This window comes from Roseivirga sp. E12 (assembly GCF_017592825.1).
In the GTDB taxonomy this organism is placed as follows: Bacteria; Bacteroidota; Bacteroidia; order Cytophagales; family Cyclobacteriaceae; genus Roseivirga.
Window position 1 is genome coordinate 1,639,300 of sequence record NZ_JAGFMD010000001.1, and the last position, 20,293, is coordinate 1,659,592.

Consider the following 20,293-nt stretch of genomic DNA (forward strand, 5'->3'; position numbering starts at 1 on the left):
ACCTATAGTTTTCTGATTTTAATATTTCTGAACCACAGTGGGCTGTCATGGTCCTGAAGACCGATATATCCTGTTTTAAACTTTCCATAGTCAGGGTAGTCCTTCCACTTGCCTGCCAATTTCTTTGCCTCCCAATCAGCATCCCATGGCACAAAAGAAAGTAGCTTCTTGCCATTAAGCCAGTGTTCGGCAAGTTCTGGGGTAAATTTAATTCTAGTGGTATTCCACTCGCCTGCAGGCTTCACAATTTTGACATTGTTATCGGGCGTATGCATTGCATAGTCCGCACCTGTCTTCTGCCATTCCTCCAAAGTCGCATTGTTGATCTCTTCCCATTTGAGGTCGTCCAGCAACTGATACTCCGGTGAAGCTTCATATGGACCTCCATAGCCTTCTTTCACATGGTAAAACACACCACTATTACCTCCTTCTGGAATCTTCCATTCGAGGTATAATTCAAAGTTGTCAAACTCTTCGGCTGCATAAATAATGTCTTTGCCTCCACTATGATCTGACTCTAATTTCTTTTCTGTATCGAAGGTGAGCACACCATCTTCGATCACCCATTGAGGTGGCAAGGACTCTCCATTATAAGCCCTCCATCCTTCCATGGAAGTACCATCGAAAAGGTGAATCCAATCATCTTCTTCGGTTTTTATCTCCGTTTTACCAGTGCTCTGGCAAGCAGAGAAAAGGACTGTCGCTAGGAAAGCGAGTATTACTTTGGTAAAGTTGGTCACTCTCATAAGGCTTTCTACTTGTTATCTTTAATAGGTGTGATTTTGATATTTCTCCAACGGACTTTGATGCCGCCACCGTCATGAATTTGAAGGGCTATTCCTCCTTTGCCTTCACCGATCTTTTCGTCCTCGATATGGATCATTTCTGTTCCATTCAGCCAAGTGGTCACCGAAGGGCCAACAGCTCTGATCTTCATGGTATTCCATTCACCCATTTTTAGGGCTTTATCTTTTTCTGGCTCTGGTTGAATCAACCAACCACGACCGTAAGACTCATAGATGCCACCTGTATGACTGCCTGGAGGTGCAACTTCGGCTTGCCAGCCACTTACTTTGGTACCATCAACAGTGGAGCGAATGAATACGCCACTATTGCCATTGGCATCTTGTTTAAACTCTAGTGTCAGTTCAAAATCATCGTAAAACTCTTCGGTAGAAAGGTATCCGTATTGAGCACTAGGGCCACTCTCGCAGATCAGTTCTCCATTTTCGACATACCACTTTTCCTCTCCATGGTTAATCCAACCATCAAGGTTTTCGCCATTAAAGAGGTTAATACTTTGGTCTTGGGCTGCACAACTGAGAAAAACTGTTGCACAACAGATGGACAATAGCCCGTAATTAAAAAGTCGTTTCATAAGGTTAATGCTTGTCCCAAGATAAGCAATCAAACTGAAATGAAATGACTCTATTTTATGGACGTCACAGGTGGTTAATTCTCAACCACCTGCTTCACTCTACTCGCCTGATCAGCTTTGGTAAGCGTTAAGCGCACGATACTCTCTTCATGGGCTATGAGGCTATGAGGAATTGCCCCTTCCAAGACAATTAAATCTCCCTTTTCTAGGTTCAGTACTTTGCCAGAAACTGTAAAGTCTATTGCCCCTTCAACCAATTGTATTACAATGGGGAAAGGGGTTTGATGTTCTTTCATCAACTGTCCCTTCCTCATGGCTATTCTTATTTCTTTGGTAAACGGAGTATCAAACAACACCTTGATTGCTGGCCCCTTTTCTTTAAATGAAACTTCTTTGAGTATTGATGCGATCTCCATTTGTCGGTTGATTTAAATTCTACTTACGCCAGTAATTATTTGCAGCTGCAACTGTCTGAAAATTGACCGCTATCACATGTGAAGCAGCCGTCAATCCATCTGCACTATTGGCATACTCTGGCCTTAGTTTCTTCAGGACTTCTACATCGGGTTGCGTTGCCCTTACTCCCTTTCTAGAAAGTGTAATAGCTAATTCATAGCCTTCTTGTGGTGTTTCTGTTTGTAATGATGGTAACCAAATGTCGCTCATAATTCTATGTTTAATGGTTCAGTAATAGTTCACTTTCAGTTCCAATTAGATATTAGATAAAATGCTCCCCAAGAGATAAAACAAATGATAATCACCCAGAGCCAAGCCGGAACCGCCTTGGGGGTTTCCGATCCTGCTACAATAAAATTCTCCTTTGATTCACTACCATAGGCATTAATACTCAAGTCTACTTGCTCACTGAGCACATCATTATGCTTCATACCTACCAGTTCGATCTCTGGACCATTTCTCACCACAAAATCCACCTTCTTAATACCTTTAACACCGTCTGAGGAAGTAGCTACCATGGTTAAGGTGTGTGGGCCATCGGCAATTTGAGTTGTGTCCAATTGAAAATTCGCAGGTGGATGCATCTCCTTGATTGGAGTTTTTACATCATCTAAAAATATCTTAACTGTCTTTTCCATGCGTCAATTCTTCTAAGATTTGATGTTTGATATGATTTCTTCCTTCATTAGGCTTAACCAAATACTTGACGCTATAGAAAAGTGTAGCGACCACAATGATCACTGCCACCAATACTATGAAATAGTCTAACTGGCTGCGCTGAATATTCTTAAAACTTGCCTGAATAAAAGTGCCACAATTAGCGATAGCTCCGAGCAAGCCATCGTAAGAGGGAGACCTATTGTTTTGAAGGTAACCGGCAGTAAGGTAGATCAACACAGTTGATACCGTTACACCTATCCAAATCAATCTTTTCTTCTTCATATCACTTATTTTTGCCAATCGATCGGCATACCTCTTTCTCGAATAGCCCTTACCTGCTCTGCCGTAACTTCTGGCGCAGCATTGTTCCAACTACTTCTTTCGAAACTCACAATGGCGGCAATCTTTTCATCACTTAACTGTGGACCAAAAGCCAGCATTGCTCCAAATTCGTTGTCTCTATCTAACCCAAAAAGTACAATTGAGATAAGTTCGGTTGGGTCCTCCTTATTGACAATGGGACTCCCCTTTAGGGAAGGAAACGCATTAGGCACCCCACTCCCATTACTCTGATGACATACTTCGCAGCTTGCGCTATAGAGTTTTTGACCGTTTAGCTTCAGAGTCCCTTCTATTTCTTGGGTTTTGACTGGTGGGCTTTGCCAATCGTAGGCATCGAATTCTACCTTCAAATAACTTGGAAGCTCTTGCTGTTTCAAAGACTTCAGGTAAGCGACTAGTGCTCTCGATTTTGTGGTCTCTATCACGTGTTTCCCATTTCTGGGGCCGAAACCTTCCGGCAAGAGCACTTCCGATTGTCCGACTAACACTTCATCCACCTCACGGAATAACCATGGGTAAGCGGGCATTATAGAAGCCTCTACCACACTTCTTGGGTTGTACAGGTGTAGGTTATGCCAAGTCTCATTGTTCTGCCTAAGCCCAATATTGGTTAGGTCTGGGCCTGTTCTTTCCGAACCTAAAATTGAGCCTGTATTTCTAAAGACACCTGGTCTTACATTGTTGGCATAATCAGCAGGTACCGAAGGCCTACTCCCCCATGCCTGATCCATTACATTACTTCTTACTTGTTGTGTATGGCAAGCCTGACAACCTTCGGATATATAGAGTGCCTTACCTTTAAGTTCTACATCTGTAAGGCGAATAGCTCCTGGCAATGCGGGATTATTCTCCTGCAGTCGGTAGGCAGGAAAAACAGCAATTAACAGGCTTAGGGTTAGAAATCCTATAGTAATGGCAGCCAATAACACCTTATGATTTGTATGGAAATTGAAATTCATAACTCTTCGTTTAAGCGTTCTCTAACTGAAGTCTTTTGGTCACCTTCCAAGCGAGACTGACTTCTTCCTTTTTGCGAACCATTTTGACAAAGTTGAAGGCAAAGATTATATGCGAAAGGAACATCATCGTTCCACCTATTGCCCTCCACAGCCAGTAGGGTGCCATCAGTTTTACCGATTCGATAAATGGAGCATCGGTCAGCCAACTCATTCCTTTTAGAGTACCTCCGATCATCATGGACCACATGTAGAACATTAGGCCTATAAATGCCATCCAGAAGTGCGCACCTACCATCAATTCCGAAGGGCTATTTCCTGTGAGTCGTGGCAAGAGATAATACATTCCTCCCCAAACAAAGAAGGTGATGATGCCATACATGGTCATGTGCGAATGAGCCACATTAAAGTCATTGAAGTGCCACACTAAGTTGCTATAGCGGAAGGCTTGCATGGTGCCCTGACCCGAGCCAACAAAGTAGAATACCACACCAACCAATAGGAAAGGCAGCACGTAGCTAGTCTTTAGGTTGGTCCAAGCGCCTTTGAAGGTCATGATAAAGTTGGTGGTGCCCGCAATCACTGGAATCAACATCCCAGCACTAAAGACAATGGCAATGGTCTGCAATGACCATGGCAGTGGACTAAACACAAAGTGGTGCGTACCGATGAGGGTGTAAAAGAGCATCTGTGTCCAGAAGGCTAACACGCCCAATGAGTAAGAATAAATAGGCTTATTGAGCGATTGAGGAAGGAAATAATAGACCAGCCCCAAGGTGAAAGTCATAAACCACATGCCAACCCCCTGATGCATGTAATAGCCTTGAATTATAGTCTCCCCGAGCCCATTCTGATAGAAAGGAAGGTAACCTATTACAACCAGAATAAGAGTCCATGTACAAGCACCCAGGATGTACCAGTTACTGACGTAAATCTCCTTAGTGCTTCTTCGGGCAATGGTCTTTGCGAAATTGTAAAGGGCAATTATTAAACCGATCGCGAATAGGGCTGCAATCGGCCAAGTATACTCTCGATACTCTCCTCCTCCATTGTTGATCCCATTCATTAAACTGAGGCTCCCTATGAGCACCGATAGATTGATCAATATCAAGGTTGCCCAAGCCAACTTCTGGCTGAAAAGCTTGGTATTACATGTTCTGACCACCACAAAGAGACCTAAGCCTAGCATGGCGAGAGATGCCCAGCCCCAGAACACCGCATTGGTATGCACAGGTCTCAATCGACCAAAGGAGAGCCAGGATACATGGTCTAAGTCAGGCCATACGAACTTTAGACCCAAGTACTGTCCGATCAGCGTACCAAAGAGCAACCAAAATACTGATGAACCCAGATAGGATATCAAGACAGATTTCAGCCCCGGTTCTAAATCTATTTTCTGAACCGATAACTTCTTCTTGGAGAACATAGGCGAATGATGCGCATCATTTTCCACATGGGTAATGATCTTATCGGCTATGACTATGCCTTCCTTAGATTCGGCACCTTCATTAACATGCATTACTTGCTTTTCCTTCAGCAATTCTTCGATCTCCTCTTCAGTCAAATTCTCCAATACTGTTTCTACTTGACCTTGGCTTTTAAGGCGCTTTTCTCTCCTTAATTCTTCGAAGAAGCCCTTGGCTTTGAAAATTAGCAGGGCCATAAAGACCAGCACCACCAGCAGCATAAGGACGACAGTTCCCATGATACCAGGTTCGTTCAAAACACCCTGGGCTAAAATCGGAGGCTCTATTATAGTATAGGTCTGCATATTCATATCTCTTAATTGGAACCGCGCTTGATAAAATGGTGTGTGGCGACTATGAGGAGCACTACTTTGACTACTTCAATGCCTACATAGTAGAAGTGCATATTGCTTTCTGCTACGGACTGTCCTTCTATAATATCTTCTGCCCGTGCATCTAGTATTGGAAGTAGATAAAAGGTCTGGATGAGTAAGATGGTAAGGAGACTGAGCATCAGTACACCTCCCTTTTTCGAATGATGCGAGACAGTCAGCGATAAGGCAATCAATATCAACAGCACCCATTCGACTTTATTTAAGGCGTCAAAGACAATTCTCCCTACTTCTAAACCAATCTGTAAGGAAACAGAAGGCGCCTGAAACTTTAATGGAGCTTCCATAAAGCTGATGGCCAATACAAAGCCTAGCCATAGCAATGAGGCTACAAACCGAAGGTTATAGAGTTTACTTGCCATTAGTTCAATGTGGTCGCGCGCTAAAAATTCTTAGGAAGATGGTATGCGCCATGGTACGCGCACGTGTCTTGGCGATATCAACATTGTCGCCAATGAAAAGCTCATCTAAGGTTTCGAACCAAAGCTGAAGCCAGTTACCAAAGTGAGCCTGCTCAATGCTATGGTCGAATTGACGGTCTACGTCTAGATGAGCTTTCAGAGGGTTGCCCTTGTAGGCCCTGACGAAGAAGAGGTTGGTTTCCCAAAAGTCAACAAGCTTATCTAAGTGCTCTGGCCAGTCTTCAATTACTCCATTGAAAATGGGACCTAGTGTCTCGTGCGCTCTGACTTTAGCATAAAAAGTATTGACTAAGAGGGCAACATCTTCTCTCGATTCAATTTCTTTCCTTTTCATGATACAAGTCTAGCTGCCTCATGGATGAGGAGTTTATGACATGGATCATAAGCATTAAAATTTATCTGAAAATCTTCCGGTCGATGATCTTTACATCACCATCTTCTTGCAATTGCTTGACTGTTCTGATCACAGTTTCCACTCGAATACCCAAAAATTCTGACAACTGCTGACGGGTAAGATTGACTTCAAAGGCTTCATTGGATTGGCCGAATTCATCCTTCATATAATCTATCAGTGCCAATATGCGATGCTTGGCATCATGGTTGGAGATTTCCCTCAACATCATGGCCTTATACATAAGTCGCTTAGTAAGGATGCTGGTGAATTTCAGGTGAATCTCGAAATTCTCACTTAAAAGCTCGAAGAAAACATCTTTTGGTAGTGAGTAAAGCACTGTATCTACTTCAGCAAATGCTGAAGCCGGGTATTCTCTACCTTGAAAAAGCGGTGGCTCTCCAAAGCTCTGTCCATCTTTAAAGGTCCCTTGTACAAACTCCTTACCCTCCTCATTGGTGTTCACCATCTTGACTTTTCCAGAAAAAATCTGATAGTAAAAGTGTGCATTCTCCCCTTCCATAAAGAGAAAGGTGCCGGCACTTACTTCCTTTTTACTGCAATTATAACTTTCGAGAATTTCTACTGGAATCACGGATCAGAGATTGAACGCTCAAATTTAACTGATCTGGTTTAGGATCATAGTGCTGAAGGTAAGAGCTTCCGAGATGTAAAATGAGTGCTCTCTAAAATTGAAATATCAACCTCAGACACTTGAGGTATTTCACTTGCCTTGTTTTACTTTTCTCCTTGCACACCTTCATCAACAAATGTTTATAGAACGAGTCTATAATCCCATCACTGAGTTTGTTCAACATTAAAACTTCATGTTGTTCAAGGCCTTTTATAGTTCTCTCTATTTCAGCAGATTTAATTGAACAGAGATAGCCGTACAATTGAGATAGTTCAGATTCATTAAAGTCTCCATATCCCAAATTATTCCGTTTGCTCATTACAGCAAATAAAGGTGTCATAAGTTGTGGGATGTGTATTTAAAAAGACTTTACCCTTCACAAGTGTCATGTGTCAAACATGCGGTTCTTTTATAATCTAGAACCTGAATTAAGGGCTGTCTTCAAAAAGACAACAGGGTACATTTAATGCCAATACTTTCGAAGTGTTAACCCTTAAACAGAACGCATGAAAAGTTTAAAAAGAAAAGATTATTATATCGCTGTAGTACTACTCATATTCATTAGTGCATTTACAATGGCCATGATTCCTGAGCAAGCAAGAAGGCATTACAAATTCGATAAGGATGGGCAGTTGATTCGTTCTTCAATTGAAGATTATCGACACTGGGTATATGTAGGTACTCCGGTAACACCAAATGATTTGAATCCACCTGCAGCGGCATTCCCTGATTTTCATAATGTTTATATCCATCCCTCTGATTTCAAATACTACGAGAAGCACGGTAAATGGCAGGATGGCACCATACTGGTTAAAGAGCTTGTCACTGTAGGTTCCACCCAAGCAGTGAGCGGTAAGGGTTATTTCCAAGGAGAATTCTACGGCCTAGAAGCCACAGTAAAAGACAGTAAGCAATTTCCTGATGAGCCAGGTAATTGGGCCTACTTCAGCTTTGGACATGAGTTGCCATTACTCAAAACTGCTAAGGCATTTCCAACAGCATCATGTAATGCATGTCATGCCGCTGCCGCTGCAGATACTGATTTTGTATTTACTCAGTATTACCCAGTCTTAAGAGCAGTAGCAAAATAATAGCACTATGAAAAAAATTCTTCTGGCAATATTTGCCTTCATAATCTTTGGTTTCACTTTCGTGAATAATGTGCCCGAACCATTTTCAGCACATGTGGATGAAGATGGAAATATCTCTGTTCCGAAAGACTATCGAGATTGGACGTTCATTGGCGCATGGTCTATCAAGGGAGATAACGGTGCTGCTGGTCTGCACTTGGTATATACACAAGCAGAAACCGCTGCGCATTATAAGGAAAAGGGGGAGTTTCCCGATGGAGCCGTGCTTGTTAAAGAATTGCAAAACACCGAGTCGCAGACCCTAACTACTGGGAGGGCAAGCAGAGCAAGTGGCGTTGCTGGCTGGTTTGTCATGATTAAAGATACCGAGGGGCGATATCCGGAAAACAAACTCTGGGGAAATGGCTGGGGATGGGCCTACTTTGACGCAGATGATCCAATAAAAACTACCTCCACTGACTTCAAACTGGACTGTCTTGGCTGCCATGTACCAGCGGCCTCAACCGATTGGGTATATATGGATGGATACCCAGTTTTGACAAAATGAAGAGCCGTATTAATGTCTAATCATTAACAAATAAGCCTTCCCGGCTAGTCGGGAAGGCTTATTATGTCTATTTCATGCTCACATATTCATGTTCCTTATATCTCTAAACTGCCATGAAAATAGAAGTACTCATTATCATAAGTAACGCAACCTTGCTTTTTCAGCTTATTCAAGGTCTTAGTTACAAATTGCCTTGAGGTCGAAGTTAGCTTAGCAATCTCATCATGACTGATGAAGTTTCTTGCCATCAATCCCTTATCATTTGATTCACCAAATTCATCTCTAAAAGACATTAAAAAATCAATAATTCTTTCCTCAGAGCTTTTAAAGACCAAGTCATTTACGAGTTTTTCCAGCTTGTGAATGCGCTCAGAAAAAGTCTTGATTACTTCTACTTTTAGTGCATTGTTTTTGTCCAGTATGTAGTTAAACTCATCTCTCGTCATCAGACAAACCACAGCATCCTCCTTGGCTATGGCATAAACGTTTTTATCAGTCTGGCTTGTGATGTTCAATTCTCCGAATATTGTACCTGGTTTGCGCAAAGATTTTATCCGTTCATTTCCGTCCTCATCGAGATACACCAACTTCATGATTCCTGATTTCAGAAAGTAGATATAATTATATTCTTCTACTCTGATGATATCATCTTGCTTTATGGTACGTTTTGTTAGTCTTTCGTCCAAAAACTTTATATCCTCGTCCTTTAGTACTTTCCAAAAATCGAACTGCTCTAGGTACCAAATATTTGAATTATCCAATATAATTGTTGTTTGAAAATCTTAAAACAAGATGGTTAAATGGGAGTAGAATTCCTACGGAAATCCAGTGATTATAAGAACCTATTGAAGACAATAAAGTAAAGTCGAATCATTGTCTTCTATTAGTTAGTCTTGAAGGTCAAAATTAAAACCACCCCTGACATAATATGTCATATCTTGTATGCAACTTGACATTCAAGAAGCATGAATCACCTTTCGAGACTATTGTCCATACTCACAATACTCAAGTCCAAGCGAGTAGTCACTGGGAATGAGCTTGCCAAAAAGTTTGAGGTAAGTCTTCGGACTATCTATAGAGACATCAAAAAACTGGAGGAATCTGGTGTTCCAGTAGTCACTATTGAAGGAAGAGGATATTCCATTATGGATGGCTATATGGTCGCCCCTATAATGTTTGATGAAATGGAAGTCAATGCCCTTATCACAGCGGAGCAATTAATTGCCAAAACCAATGACGACTCTCTGATTCAACACTTTGAGCAAACCTTACAAAAAATCAAGTCTGTGTTTAAAAGTAGTCTTCAGACAAAGGGCGAAATGTTGGACAGCAAGATGTATGTTTTCAAAAACAACACGGACCCAACCAGAACCTCCTCCCTTTCCCATGTGCAAATGGCGATCATCAATTTTAAGATGATTGAAATGACCTATCAGGCTAAGGGCAAAGAGACTACTTTAAGAAAAGTTGAGCCTTTGGCCATTTATAGTTTTGATGAAAAATGGATTCTTGTCACATGGTGCCACTTAAGAGCAGACTATAGGGCTTTCCGCTTAGATAGGATCAAGGACTTTCAAATCTTAAATGAAGTATTTGAGGACAGGCAATTTGACCTGGGTAAATATTTCATCAAATGCGCAGAAATCGAAAATCACCCCTGACATAATATGTCATAATCGGCTTTTAGGTTTGTAACATCATCAAACAAGAATCATCAATTATGACAACACAAGAAGTTGCAACACAATGGGCAGAGTACTGCCGAACTGGTCAAATGGAAAAGGCACAGCAAGAGCTCTATAGCAAGGACTGTGTCAGCCTTGAAATGGAAGGTGCACAGGGGTTTCCACAAAGGGTTGAGGGCATTGAAGGCATTGCTGAAAAAGGTAAGCAATGGGAAGGAATGGTAGAAGAGTTCCATGGACTAGAAATCGATGGACCGATTGTAGCTGGTAACCACTTTACGGCAACAATGAAAATGGATATCACCATGAAAGGTCAACCTAGAAGAACGGACGAAGAAATTGCTTTGTATAGAGTCGAGAATGGCAAAATTGTATCTGAGCAGTTCTTTTACGCTGTATAGGCTAAGGAAATGTCTGCCCTTTTTACCCTGAGGATACGAAGGGACTTGTCCATTAACACAAGTTCCCTCGATAAACTCGGGATAGAAAGGTTAGTGGAGAAGGTCTCTGCCCAGAATGACGGAAACCTCCTCCACCCTTGCGCTTTCACTTCACAACCGCTGAAGCTAATGCTATCGCGGTGAAGCTTTAGCGTAAGCGTTCTGAGGCAGAACTTATCCGCGATAGCAGGATATGCTGACGAAACCTGCCTACCGCAGGCAGGGAGTCTCCCAAATAAATAGGGAGATTCTTTCGGTCCTGCCCTGCTTACAGCAGGCAAGCTCCCTCAGAATGACGATAAGTATGGGAAAGGCCTCCTCCAAAGGAGAAGGACAATAAGATTCTGGATCAAGTCCAAAATGACGTTCCCTTTTTACGCTTCCCCCCTGTTGGTTTTTTCACCAACAAGTCACAACCAAATTGAACCAGCCTGCTCAAAAACTTGTATAGCATACCGGGGTAAACAAGTCTAACTCCAAACATGCTATGTTCAAACTTTTCAATTGGAAGAAGCCTAACCTAAAAGCTATAAGCCTACCCGACCTTGGTTGGGTCGAAGGAGACACAACAAAGACTATAAAGAAATGGGGAGATGCAGACGCCACCATGGCCATTTCACTCAACTTCTTCGAGGGTGAACCAGACATACCCACAGTCAAAGACATTGACCAACTCCGGCAGTACTATCGCGATGCAATTGCCTCGGCCAAAGGAGGAATTATTGAGGTAGAATTGGTCGAGCTCCATGGCATCCAATGCATTAGAACAATCCTTAAATTCCCTCAAGAACCTAGTGGTAGTACTTACCTGACTTCCCTAGTGATCCCTTTTGCTATGTGCAGTTATGTCGTAAAAATTCAAGCACCTGAGTTAGACCTTTCTGGCATGCGCGACTCCTTTATTATCAAGAAGTTACTGCGTGAAAATGTGATCTCAAAGACCAGTAATGGTTATAGCAATTGGGCATTAGATCCATACAAAGCTGATATACAAGGGCAAAACCTAATGCTTAGGTCCGAAGAGGCTAAGTGGGATGTTCGTTTCCCAAGCCATCCTTTGACTAAAAGTCGAAAACTCATCGCTGAGATTGAGAAGGGTATTCTATTTGATCAAAAGCTTTTGGATTTAAAGCGATTCGATAAATAGCTTCCTCCTTATAACACGTCACTCTGAGGCAAAGCTTATCAGCAATAGCGAGATATGCTGATGAAACCTGCCCTCTGTAGGCAGCGAGTCTTCCAAATCAATGATGAGATTCTTTCGGTCGTACCCTGCTTACAGCAGGCAAGCTCCCTCAGAATGACGGTAAGTATGGGAAAGGCTCCTCCAAGGGTGGACAATCACTTTTGAGCATTTGCATCGTTTATGCCCCCCGCTGGCGGGGTTAGGGAGTGGATATTTCGAGCTTGCCCTTAACGCTTTCGAGGGCTACCTTTACATCCTTTACCCTTGCAGAATACATGACCGGAAACTTAGTAATTAGACCTGTTCGACTAGAAGAAGCACCTTTGTTAAAAGAGATTGGCGCTACTACTTTTCGGGAGACCTTTGCAGCACAGAATACGGAAGAGAATCTTTCAGCTTACCTACAAAAAAGCTTTGACTTGGCGAATGTAAAGGAACAGCTCGTCTCATCAGTTTCGGAATTCTATTTTGTGGAAAAAGGAGGTGAGATTTATGGTTACCTTAAACTCAACACTTCTAAAAAAGGGCTAGAAATAGAAAGGATCTATGTACGCCAAACGGCTCAGGGTACTGGCATCGGCAAGGCAATGTTCGAGTTTAGTCTAGGCCTTGCGAAAACGAGGAAGTCAGAATGGTTATGGCTGGGCGTTTGGCAAGAGAATATCAAAGCAGTTGAATTCTATAAGCGACAAGGCATGGAGATTTTTGATGTCCGCCAGTTTCAACTTGGCAATGAGCTTCAAGATGACTTCTTGATGCGAATGCGAGTTGATTAACAACGTCACTCTGAGGAAATGGTCGGTATGTACTCTAAAGCTGATCATTCATTATATTGAACACTAAAACCAAAACCGAATGAACAAAAAGAACTTATACTTAATAGCTGGGACTCTAGCCGGGATAGTATTCGTTAGCTCTTTACTAGATGCTGAACCTGGCGCTATATTAGGAAGTATTTGGCTTTTTCGATTAGGATGGTTGATCATGACTACCTCGGCTTTTATAAGTTATTACAACATAAAAAAATCAGAGAAGCAATCTAATTAGGACCTCAATTCGATGATTTAGGTAGTACCATCCTAAGAATGATGGAAATAAAGGTTCCTTCCTTACTAGCGTTTAGCCAGCCTATACTTTAATGGTGTATAATTCGTGCGTTTTTTGAATATTCTGATAAACGCTGCCTCGGCCGTATAGCCTACACCTTCAGCCACCTGAGAAATACTTTGTTCTGTGTTTTGTAACAACTCACTGGCCTTTAGCATACGCCATTGCAAAACATAATTCATAGGAGTCTCACCAGTTAGTGCTCTGAACTTATTGATGAAATTAGTTCTAGACATGCCACTTACCTTGGCAAGCTGCTCTATCTGAATGTTTTGAGCATAATCACTATGAATCACCTTTAAGGCCTTGCTAATTCTCTCATGGAATAGCGCTGCAAATACTCCTGTAATATGATTATCTCCTTCAGCATAAGAGCGAAGTGTATGAATAAATAGTACTTCTCCCAGTTTTTGGATAATGACATCTCGCCCGGGCATTTCATTGTCTGCCTCAAAAGTTAAAATGTCAGTGATTTGTCTTAACCATTGATTAGTCTCCTGATTTTGACTTGAAATATGAATGATGCTTGGCAACTCACCAAGGAATAGTCCGGCAACACTTCGGTCAAATTCAAAGTGACCACATACCAAGGTATTATTTGTTTCTGGTCCCTGAAAAACCGGGCATCCAGCATTTATTGATTCTACTACTTCTCCTCCTGAAACTCTTACACTCGATTCACTATCGGCTATCCAGTGCCGAATACCATGCGGAAAGACAACAATATCTCCTTCCTTCAAAAGGATCCGTTCCTTAAGGGTTTGTAGTAGACATTGCCCCGAAACGACAATATGAAACTGTGCAAAAGGTACTGAAGGCACATTCATCCCCCACGGGGCGGAAAAATCAGATTTAAAGTAAAAAGCGCTCGAAAGCCTGATGCTCCTCAGTACGTCACTCAATGCATCCATTAATCGAAAATGTATTTTGAATCAATTTTTATGTACTTAATTATACTCATAGAACAAATATGAACAATACATTTGATTAACAAAACTTAATCACAATGAAAAAACTTTTAACAATTTGTATTATGGCAGCAACAGTCCAAGCGCATGCACAAGGTGTAAATACCAATCAAGATAAGGTGGCCAACAATGGTTACGACATTGTTAACTACTTCACTGCTAATAGTGCTGTCCGGGGGAGCAAAGACTATTCTGCACAACACAATGGTGCCACTTATTACTTTGTCAACAGTGACCACCAAAAGCAGTTCAAAGCAAGCCCTGAGAAGTATTTACCTCAGTTTGACGGCTACTGTGCTTTTGCAGTTGCCCAAATGAATCAGAAGGTGCCCGTTGATCCAAAAACCTTTAGAGTGGATGACGGGAAACTGTATCTCTTCTTTAATGATTTCTATGAAGGGAAGCCTTTTAACACAATTATCCCTTGGTTAGGCAATGAGAATGAGATGGAGAAGATGGCTGCCGAGAATTGGAAAACGCTAAAGAACAAATAAAACTGACTGACTACTAAAAACCCCGAAGGAACTCACCATGTACTGGTAAGAACTTTCGGGGTATTAATGACTCTATTTCTATTTGATCCTTTTCAATATCCAGTCTGACACCAATGTCAATGCCTCAGGGGAAAAAGTCTCTTCAATATCGTCATACTCATTCATTGCACCAGTTTCCGCAGTCTGAAAGAAGTGATTAAGCCCTTCCAATGCGATCACCTGATAGTCTTTGTTCTTTCCTTTTTCTAAGGCTGCTCTTATGCCTGCCTGGTTCACATCTGCTACTACCTGCTGATCCTTTGTTCCGTTGATGGATAAGACTGGGCACTTTACTTTCTCAATCATATCGGCAGGGTTATAATGATAGAAATATCTCACCCATGGCGTTGTTCTCGCCTCCACTAGGCCTTTTAGAATCTCATCCCGCTGTGGGCTTTGACCTGCCATTGCTTCAAAGAAAGGCGACTTATTGTAGTAATCGGTAAGTTCTTGTCTCACCTCTTTGACATCTTTATCTGCTGAAGATATTGTCAGCACATCAGTGATAAAGTTTTTGTAAGCTTCTTCATCTGGTACTGGGAATTTCCTAAGGGTTACAGACTGGATGAGATTAGTCTCAAAGCCAGAGACCCCGGTTCCTGCTAATAAGACCATAAAGTCAACATCCTTAGAACGAGCCGCTACCATAGGCGCAATTATCCCACCTTCGCTATGCCCTATCAGTCCAATTTGCTTCTTGTCAATATCGCTTCTGGTTTTTAAGTAGTCAATCGCGCTTTCGACATCAGTGGCAAAATCAGCTGACGTGGCCTCTGTAAAGTTGCCAGTCGATTCGTTCACCCCTCTATCATCATATCTCAATACAGCAATCCCTAACTTGGTTAAGTGATCGGCCAATACCAGAAAGGGTTTGTGTCCGAAAATCTCCTCATCGCGGTTTTGTGGTCCACTGCCAGTAATTAAAATAGCCACTGGATGTTTCTTGCCTGTCATCGGGATTGTCAGAGTACCTGCGAGTTTCACATTGTCTTTTGTGTTCTCAAAAACCACCTCTTCCTCCTTATAAGGATAAGGCTTTGTCGGTTCCTGCGGTCTTACTCTTTTCTCAACCACATCACCTGGCCCTGGGTATAACTTCAATGGCACCTGATTAGGCCCTTCAATGAAATGACCCTCAATATTGACGCTGTCTTTTCGAAAGGCGCCCTTATACTCAAAACCAAAATTCTTACCGTCAATATGTAGTTGATTGTCTTGAAAGGTAGTTTTCTGTGTCTTGATACCGGTCAAATTTCTCGCTGGAATATCCATGGTAGCAGCAAGCCCCTCGTCTGTATTGGCGATATGAAAGATGAACTGAATCTTGTTCTTTCCTCCACCAATTTCTCCATGCCAATCTCCGGTAATTTTCTGAGCGGAAAGGCTGAATTGAATTAGAATTGCGAATATGATTAATTGAAATGATCTCATGATTATACTTTTTGATTTGTATTGGACGTACTTGTCCTGTCCGAAGCCTTGGCCTCCATTTTTTTGATTAAAACTTATTGATGAATTATGGCTTAGAGCTGCTGATCGAGCTCGCTATCGGATTCTTCATTTTCCATGCTGATGATCTTATCGCGCATAGCTCTGATGTCCTTCTTCTGTGATACATAGAAAGTCCTATGCTCCCACCTTGCGGCCATATATGTGACTGTAAAGAATATTACCACCAATACAATGACCCACCAGGGAGAACCCGATTCTATCAATGAAAAGAGTGTTAGTAATACAACAGATAGTAAATAGAACCTACTCGTCTTTGAAAACTTAACTTGATAATCAGCCGTTGCTATGGCATTATCCAAGTCACCTATCATGCTGCTATCAAAATTATCCTGAGTCCTAAGCCGCTTGTTTCTTATATAAAGAATGAACCCTGCGGTTACATACATCAGTACCACCATTAAGATACCCGATATGCTGTATTTATCTTTTAGGATGCTTGGTACGGCTACCATTGTGGCCGCCACTATATTGGCACCGATAAATATCTTTTCTGTTAAATCAGCCGTTCTTCTGGCCTTGTTTTTCTTCTTGATTACACGATTGTGCAAGGCAGTCTCGTCTATGGCATACATTGCCTGACCATTCTGCGCGTCCCATATTTTTTTCATCTCTTCAAACTCCATGTTAAGTCACTTTTTCTGATTGCTTGGCGAGGTGTTTTTTGATTCTACTGATCCTAACCCCCACATAACTTTCCGAAATACCCACGATCTTCGACATCTCTTTATAACTAAATCCATCTAGTAACAAGAGACATAGAGATCTGTCTACATTATCTAAGCGAGCAATTTGTTCATAGAGCCAGTCTAGTCGGTCATCGGCAAAACCCGATTGTTCTGTTAAGACGTGTGCTTTCTGATCGATACCTTCTCGCCCCTCCTGATGCTTGCGCTCTTTGCTACTCCACTTAAGAGCAGTGTTCAGCGCTATTCTATACATCCAAGTGGTGACTGCGCAGTCGTTCCTGAATTTTGGGACAGATCGCCAGACTTGAACAGCAATCTCTTGGAAGAGATCTTCCTGATCTTCAAGGTTAGCACCATAGGCCCTTACTACTTTAAAGAGGATGCCCTTGTGGTCTTTTAACCAGTCATTGAAGACTTGAGATTGTATTTGTTCTGTCATTGAGCGAATTGTCAATAAGTTAGTACCACATCCTCCGCATTTTCTTACAAACAGTAAATCTTTTTTATTCTCAACCTATAGCCCTTCTTATTTCAGGACATTAAAAACTAGTGAAGAATAGCGGTCTCTTGGACTTTGGTTAAAACTAAAATCCATTTGTTGTTGCAGAAAAGTCATTTTTGTCACACCTTAAGAATCTATCTTTTTGAGAAAAAATGTCACTTTTATCTACTTTTCTGTCAAAATTAGGCATCTCCCTACTTGTAACTTACATCAAAAACTATATTTCAAAGATTGATTTGAGATCTTTATCATCGCGAAGCTCAAAGAAATATTACTTCAGAAAGACCAAAGAAGAAATAAATAGAATGCCTTTTATATATCTCGGTATTGACTCTGATGTACTTGATGATTTTGTAAATATTGAGTCTGTCAAAATAGATATTGATACTTTCCAGCCAAAACCATCTGATACCGCACATGACCTTAAGTACCTTATCAAAAACAAGGAAAAACTCCTGTTTTTGGGTAATGCCGGGATAGGAAAAACAACTTTCTTCAGGTTCGCCACACTAAACATTATTGACAATAAAAGACATCCATTATTTCAACCTCTCCAGGACGAACTACCTATATTAATTCCGCTCAAAATCCTAGAGAATAGAAATCCCTCACCAATACTTTCATACATTTTAAAAGAAATACATTACTTCAAACCGGAAGTAGTCTCTCAAGGAGGTTCAATAGAAAAAAAACCATCTGATTATGGCATAAAAAAACTAACTGAGCTTGCGAAGTACAAGAATATTTTTTTACTACTTGATGGGTATGATGAAATTGATAGGGTAGAGAAAGATGGATTTCTTCAAACTGAACTTACAGCTCTTATGTCATCCGTAATAGAGCAAAGCGATGCCACTAATAAGAAGTTAAATAGCCAGTTTATAATAATCTACCAAGAATTAAGTAGGTGTAGAGTATGGCTCTCATCGAGAGAACAGTTTTATGATATCAACAAACTTGATCTCAATTTAGTCCCTTATGATCCCGATTATAATTTAAGACTCGGTCAAGTCTTTGAGGCAATTATGTTAAGAGGGCTTGAAACAGAACAAAGAATTAACCTTGTATCTAAAATCTTCAAACGCTATACAGGGGATAGAAGCTTTCAACAGGGGCATTTATTAGACCCCTACTTCTTTATGGAAGAAATAGATTTGATCGATGACAGTGAGTTAAAATCGTTTTCAAGGCGCCCATTATTTTTAACCGTGATGGCATATTTATATGTCAATAAAGTAGCTTCCGAAAGGAAACTGATCACCGGTGAGTCATTCATATCTGTCATAGAATTAATCGAATCATGTTTGAGACTTCTTCTTGAAGACAACGATGATCTGAAGGTTAGAAATATCAAATCCGACTCATTTAAGATTCGATTTAAGAGACGAAGGAGCCTCTATCAAAAAGAGAAGTTCGGTTTTCTAGTTTTCTTGAGTTACCATATCGTCCTAAACTCCAAGACTGTTTTTACAAAGGAGTTCTTAAGACAGATAGCCATAAAATACATCTCCAATACCAGCTTTGAAAATAAGGATGAAATTTTGAAAGGACTATCAAAGAACGAGCGTAGCCTTTCAAATCTCATCATCCCAGATATGGTGGAACAGATAATTTATTCTGGTGTATTCGTTTTTGCTGGGAAAAAAGACGGTAAAAGCGAATACGATTTTCCACACAGGCTATTTAGAGAAGTGCTCGCACTCAAGGCATTGGACAATGAAGAAAATTTATCAGAGCTTGAGAGCAACATTGAAAATGGGTCCCTAAGCGAATTCTTACTTTTTGCTTTCAAAAACAAACCAGCAATAAGACAAAGGTTGGTATCAAGAATTATTAAGAAAATACGTCAAGGAGAAAGTGTTAGCTACTTATCTAATCTATTGAACACCTTAAATAATTCATATTATGATTATGAGTCATCAACCAGTATGATTACAGAAAAATACTTGAAGTTTGTTTTCGAGTCAATACAAAACAATGAGAGAGTAGAGCTGAGTGTCAAGATTTTAAAAAGAGTCAAGATAGACGAATCTCACGAATCTCTACTAATAACTCTACTAAAAGAGAAATTGAATAAACCCAAATCGAATAAGATTGGAATTCAAACAACAATAGCCGTTGCCAACACATGTCAGCTCTACTCGGTAAGAGAAATTTGTTTTAAGTATTTAACCACAAACCTCTATGTTTCAAATAAATCCGCAGGCACTTTGTGCATTCTTCACCTTCTTAATGTCCAGGAAAACAAGTCTATTTCAAGGCTTATTACTGCAAAGGGAATTGGTATCAATGCTCTACTAGAACTCATTCCATATTTCGAAGCTAAACCATTGACCACTGTAATTGAAGAATTGGAAATGCATATTTTAAAAAGTTTCACTTATCAGCATTTTCTTGTACTTCAATCTCAACTTTCTTTCAACAAGGGTCTTTTATATAAGGAATCTGAAAAGAAATCTGAAGGCCAAGGATTGTCTGCTTTGTTATGGCGTATGGGAGAGGAAAATATTCAAAAGAATTTTGAAAAACTCCTTGAAGCTCATTCAAAGATTGAAGAGAAGACCGTTGACCTAGTTTTCAATGGTGGAATTCAACAGACAAACAATATCTCACGTCATCCAGTTAAAAGAATAAAAACCGACATAAAGCTGATGCTTGCAGACATAGCAAAGACTGAAGGTCTTTTAGAGAAAATCCAAAAAAGGAACGAAGGAGTAGGGTCTTCTGATGAGCGATCAAACCTTGACTGGCAAATCAAAGAATATAATGAAAAAATAAAGGCATGGGAATCAGACTTAGAGATGGCAGAAAGTTTGTGTCAACGGAGTAAGCTTCTCACAAAATTAGACAGGGAGGCCCTCTTAAGAATTAGCCAGGGGGGTTCAGGGAAAATCGAGTACAATCGAGTACTCATTGATTGACTCAAGACCGAATTCAAA

The 20,293-nt window shown here is 40.9% G+C and carries 25 protein-coding genes; 8 read left to right on the top strand and 17 right to left on the bottom strand.

The genetic code is table 11. The features are described 5' to 3' along the window. Window positions 1-2: 2 nt before the first annotated feature. From J4E76_RS07250 to J4E76_RS21160, 11 genes are all read right to left on the bottom strand, one after another. A complete protein-coding gene (locus tag J4E76_RS07250; protein ID WP_208502545.1) occupies window positions 3-746 on the bottom strand; it encodes a DUF1080 domain-containing protein in 744 nt (247 codons plus the stop codon). Window positions 747-754: 8 nt separating this feature from the next. Next, window positions 755-1,378, bottom strand: coding sequence for a DUF1080 domain-containing protein (locus J4E76_RS07255; RefSeq protein ID WP_208502547.1), 624 nt, complete (start codon window positions 1,376-1,378; stop codon window positions 755-757). A 74-nt stretch (window positions 1,379-1,452) separates the two neighbouring features. After that, on the bottom strand, window positions 1,453-1,794 hold the full coding sequence (locus J4E76_RS07260) for a cupin domain-containing protein (RefSeq protein ID WP_208502548.1): 342 nt from the start codon (window positions 1,792-1,794) through the stop codon (window positions 1,453-1,455). 19 nt (window positions 1,795-1,813) lie between these two features. Then, window positions 1,814-2,044 (bottom strand): hexameric tyrosine-coordinated heme protein, encoded by a 231-nt coding sequence (locus J4E76_RS07265; RefSeq protein WP_208502550.1) that lies wholly within the window; start codon window positions 2,042-2,044, stop codon window positions 1,814-1,816. 35 nt (window positions 2,045-2,079) lie between these two features. After that, window positions 2,080-2,472, bottom strand: coding sequence for a cytochrome C (locus J4E76_RS07270; RefSeq protein WP_208502552.1), 393 nt, complete (start codon window positions 2,470-2,472; stop codon window positions 2,080-2,082). Next, window positions 2,456-2,776 carry a hypothetical protein gene (locus tag J4E76_RS07275; RefSeq protein ID WP_208502554.1) on the bottom strand — a complete coding sequence of 107 codons (321 nt, stop codon included), beginning with the start codon at window positions 2,774-2,776 and terminating at the stop codon, window positions 2,456-2,458. The genes J4E76_RS07270 and J4E76_RS07275 overlap by 17 nt, the downstream gene beginning before the upstream one ends. A 5-nt stretch (window positions 2,777-2,781) precedes the next feature. Next, complete coding sequence (locus J4E76_RS07280; RefSeq protein WP_208502556.1) at window positions 2,782-3,795, bottom strand: cbb3-type cytochrome c oxidase subunit II; 1,014 nt, start codon at window positions 3,793-3,795, stop codon at window positions 2,782-2,784. A 10-nt stretch (window positions 3,796-3,805) separates the two neighbouring features. Beyond that, entirely contained in the window at window positions 3,806-5,563 is a 1,758-nt protein-coding gene (locus tag J4E76_RS07285) for a cbb3-type cytochrome c oxidase subunit I (RefSeq protein WP_236017292.1), read from the bottom strand. An 11-nt stretch (window positions 5,564-5,574) separates the two neighbouring features. Beyond that, complete coding sequence (locus tag J4E76_RS07290) at window positions 5,575-6,012, bottom strand: hypothetical protein (RefSeq protein WP_208502560.1); 438 nt, start codon at window positions 6,010-6,012, stop codon at window positions 5,575-5,577. Window positions 6,013-6,016: 4 nt separating this feature from the next. Beyond that, window positions 6,017-6,406: a group III truncated hemoglobin gene (locus J4E76_RS07295; RefSeq protein ID WP_208502561.1), complete on the bottom strand. Its 390-nt coding sequence runs from the start codon at window positions 6,404-6,406 to the stop codon at window positions 6,017-6,019. 61 nt (window positions 6,407-6,467) lie between these two features. Further along, a complete protein-coding gene (locus tag J4E76_RS21160; RefSeq protein ID WP_370592794.1) occupies window positions 6,468-7,058 on the bottom strand; it encodes a Crp/Fnr family transcriptional regulator in 591 nt (196 codons plus the stop codon). 545 nt (window positions 7,059-7,603) lie between these two features. Between J4E76_RS21160 and J4E76_RS07305 the strand changes: the two genes are divergently transcribed. Continuing rightward, window positions 7,604-8,188, top strand: a complete 585-nt coding sequence (locus tag J4E76_RS07305; RefSeq protein ID WP_208502563.1) for a cytochrome P460 family protein — start codon at window positions 7,604-7,606, stop codon at window positions 8,186-8,188. Between the two features lie 7 nt (window positions 8,189-8,195). Further along, a complete protein-coding gene (locus J4E76_RS07310; protein WP_208502565.1) occupies window positions 8,196-8,735 on the top strand; it encodes a cytochrome P460 family protein in 540 nt (179 codons plus the stop codon). A gap of 95 nt (window positions 8,736-8,830) precedes the next feature. On the opposite strand, the gene J4E76_RS07315 is transcribed toward J4E76_RS07310, so the two are convergent. Beyond that, entirely contained in the window at window positions 8,831-9,496 is a 666-nt protein-coding gene (locus tag J4E76_RS07315; RefSeq protein WP_208502567.1) for a Crp/Fnr family transcriptional regulator, read from the bottom strand. 204 nt (window positions 9,497-9,700) lie between these two features. On the opposite strand from J4E76_RS07315, the gene J4E76_RS07320 reads away from it, so the two are divergent. Both J4E76_RS07320 and J4E76_RS07325 read left to right on the top strand, forming a co-directional pair. Then, window positions 9,701-10,396 (top strand): YafY family protein, encoded by a 696-nt coding sequence (locus tag J4E76_RS07320; protein WP_208502569.1) that lies wholly within the window; start codon window positions 9,701-9,703, stop codon window positions 10,394-10,396. A gap of 59 nt (window positions 10,397-10,455) precedes the next feature. Next, on the top strand, window positions 10,456-10,821 hold the full coding sequence (locus J4E76_RS07325) for a nuclear transport factor 2 family protein (protein ID WP_208502571.1): 366 nt from the start codon (window positions 10,456-10,458) through the stop codon (window positions 10,819-10,821). Here J4E76_RS07325 and J4E76_RS07330 read toward each other — a convergent pair. Then, window positions 10,809-11,141 (bottom strand): hypothetical protein, encoded by a 333-nt coding sequence (locus tag J4E76_RS07330; protein WP_208502573.1) that lies wholly within the window; start codon window positions 11,139-11,141, stop codon window positions 10,809-10,811. The genes J4E76_RS07325 and J4E76_RS07330 overlap by 13 nt on opposite strands. A gap of 206 nt (window positions 11,142-11,347) precedes the next feature. On the opposite strand from J4E76_RS07330, the gene J4E76_RS07335 reads away from it, so the two are divergent. Then, on the top strand, window positions 11,348-12,007 hold the full coding sequence (locus J4E76_RS07335) for a hypothetical protein (RefSeq protein ID WP_208502575.1): 660 nt from the start codon (window positions 11,348-11,350) through the stop codon (window positions 12,005-12,007). A gap of 314 nt (window positions 12,008-12,321) precedes the next feature. Next, entirely contained in the window at window positions 12,322-12,822 is a 501-nt protein-coding gene (locus tag J4E76_RS07340; RefSeq protein ID WP_208502577.1) for a GNAT family N-acetyltransferase, read from the top strand. A gap of 336 nt (window positions 12,823-13,158) precedes the next feature. Here J4E76_RS07340 and J4E76_RS07345 read toward each other — a convergent pair whose 3' ends face one another. Next, window positions 13,159-14,064 (bottom strand): AraC family transcriptional regulator, encoded by a 906-nt coding sequence (locus tag J4E76_RS07345; RefSeq protein ID WP_208502579.1) that lies wholly within the window; start codon window positions 14,062-14,064, stop codon window positions 13,159-13,161. Window positions 14,065-14,159: 95 nt separating this feature from the next. Here J4E76_RS07345 and J4E76_RS07350 point away from each other — a divergent pair, with 95 nt between their 5' ends. Next, window positions 14,160-14,615: a YHS domain-containing (seleno)protein gene (locus J4E76_RS07350; protein WP_208502580.1), complete on the top strand. Its 456-nt coding sequence runs from the start codon at window positions 14,160-14,162 to the stop codon at window positions 14,613-14,615. Window positions 14,616-14,693: 78 nt separating this feature from the next. On the opposite strand, the gene J4E76_RS07355 is transcribed toward J4E76_RS07350, so the two are convergent. The 3 genes from J4E76_RS07355 to J4E76_RS07365 form a co-directional block, all read right to left on the bottom strand. Next, window positions 14,694-16,085 (bottom strand): S9 family peptidase, encoded by a 1,392-nt coding sequence (locus J4E76_RS07355; protein WP_208502582.1) that lies wholly within the window; start codon window positions 16,083-16,085, stop codon window positions 14,694-14,696. A gap of 92 nt (window positions 16,086-16,177) precedes the next feature. Then, window positions 16,178-16,774 carry a hypothetical protein gene (locus J4E76_RS07360; RefSeq protein ID WP_208502584.1) on the bottom strand — a complete coding sequence of 199 codons (597 nt, stop codon included), beginning with the start codon at window positions 16,772-16,774 and terminating at the stop codon, window positions 16,178-16,180. A gap of 16 nt (window positions 16,775-16,790) precedes the next feature. Further along, a complete protein-coding gene (locus J4E76_RS07365; RefSeq protein WP_208502586.1) occupies window positions 16,791-17,291 on the bottom strand; it encodes an RNA polymerase sigma factor in 501 nt (166 codons plus the stop codon). A 215-nt stretch (window positions 17,292-17,506) separates the two neighbouring features. Here J4E76_RS07365 and J4E76_RS07370 point away from each other — a divergent pair, with 215 nt between their 5' ends. Continuing rightward, the gene (locus tag J4E76_RS07370; protein WP_208502588.1) at window positions 17,507-20,275 is read left to right on the top strand and encodes an NACHT domain-containing NTPase; all 2,769 of its coding nucleotides are present in this window, start codon (window positions 17,507-17,509) and stop codon (window positions 20,273-20,275) included. Window positions 20,276-20,293 lie beyond the last annotated feature (18 nt).

Coding starts and splice junctions, on each gene's coding strand:
- J4E76_RS07295 (WP_208502561.1), bottom strand. CDS start 6,406: ATGAAAAGGAAAGAAATTGAATCGAGAGAAGATGTTGCCCTCTTAGTC.
- J4E76_RS07340 (WP_208502577.1), top strand. CDS start 12,322: ATGACCGGAAACTTAGTAATTAGACCTGTTCGACTAGAAGAAGCACCT.
- J4E76_RS07350 (WP_208502580.1), top strand. CDS start 14,160: ATGAAAAAACTTTTAACAATTTGTATTATGGCAGCAACAGTCCAAGCG.
- J4E76_RS07255 (WP_208502547.1), bottom strand. CDS start 1,378: ATGAAACGACTTTTTAATTACGGGCTATTGTCCATCTGTTGTGCAACA.
- J4E76_RS07260 (WP_208502548.1), bottom strand. CDS start 1,794: ATGGAGATCGCATCAATACTCAAAGAAGTTTCATTTAAAGAAAAGGGG.
- J4E76_RS07345 (WP_208502579.1), bottom strand. CDS start 14,064: ATGGATGCATTGAGTGACGTACTGAGGAGCATCAGGCTTTCGAGCGCT.
- J4E76_RS07285 (WP_236017292.1), bottom strand. CDS start 5,563: ATGCAGACCTATACTATAATAGAGCCTCCGATTTTAGCCCAGGGTGTT.
- J4E76_RS07250 (WP_208502545.1), bottom strand. CDS start 746: ATGAGAGTGACCAACTTTACCAAAGTAATACTCGCTTTCCTAGCGACA.
- J4E76_RS07310 (WP_208502565.1), top strand. CDS start 8,196: ATGAAAAAAATTCTTCTGGCAATATTTGCCTTCATAATCTTTGGTTTC.
- J4E76_RS07335 (WP_208502575.1), top strand. CDS start 11,348: ATGTTCAAACTTTTCAATTGGAAGAAGCCTAACCTAAAAGCTATAAGC.
- J4E76_RS07370 (WP_208502588.1), top strand. CDS start 17,507: ATGTCACTTTTATCTACTTTTCTGTCAAAATTAGGCATCTCCCTACTT.
- J4E76_RS07290 (WP_208502560.1), bottom strand. CDS start 6,012: ATGGCAAGTAAACTCTATAACCTTCGGTTTGTAGCCTCATTGCTATGG.
- J4E76_RS07265 (WP_208502550.1), bottom strand. CDS start 2,044: ATGAGCGACATTTGGTTACCATCATTACAAACAGAAACACCACAAGAA.
- J4E76_RS07355 (WP_208502582.1), bottom strand. CDS start 16,085: ATGAGATCATTTCAATTAATCATATTCGCAATTCTAATTCAATTCAGC.
- J4E76_RS07280 (WP_208502556.1), bottom strand. CDS start 3,795: ATGAATTTCAATTTCCATACAAATCATAAGGTGTTATTGGCTGCCATT.
- J4E76_RS07270 (WP_208502552.1), bottom strand. CDS start 2,472: ATGGAAAAGACAGTTAAGATATTTTTAGATGATGTAAAAACTCCAATC.
- J4E76_RS07320 (WP_208502569.1), top strand. CDS start 9,701: ATGAATCACCTTTCGAGACTATTGTCCATACTCACAATACTCAAGTCC.
- J4E76_RS07305 (WP_208502563.1), top strand. CDS start 7,604: ATGAAAAGTTTAAAAAGAAAAGATTATTATATCGCTGTAGTACTACTC.
- J4E76_RS07360 (WP_208502584.1), bottom strand. CDS start 16,774: ATGAAAAAAATATGGGACGCGCAGAATGGTCAGGCAATGTATGCCATA.
- J4E76_RS07365 (WP_208502586.1), bottom strand. CDS start 17,291: ATGACAGAACAAATACAATCTCAAGTCTTCAATGACTGGTTAAAAGAC.
- J4E76_RS07275 (WP_208502554.1), bottom strand. CDS start 2,776: ATGAAGAAGAAAAGATTGATTTGGATAGGTGTAACGGTATCAACTGTG.
- J4E76_RS07325 (WP_208502571.1), top strand. CDS start 10,456: ATGACAACACAAGAAGTTGCAACACAATGGGCAGAGTACTGCCGAACT.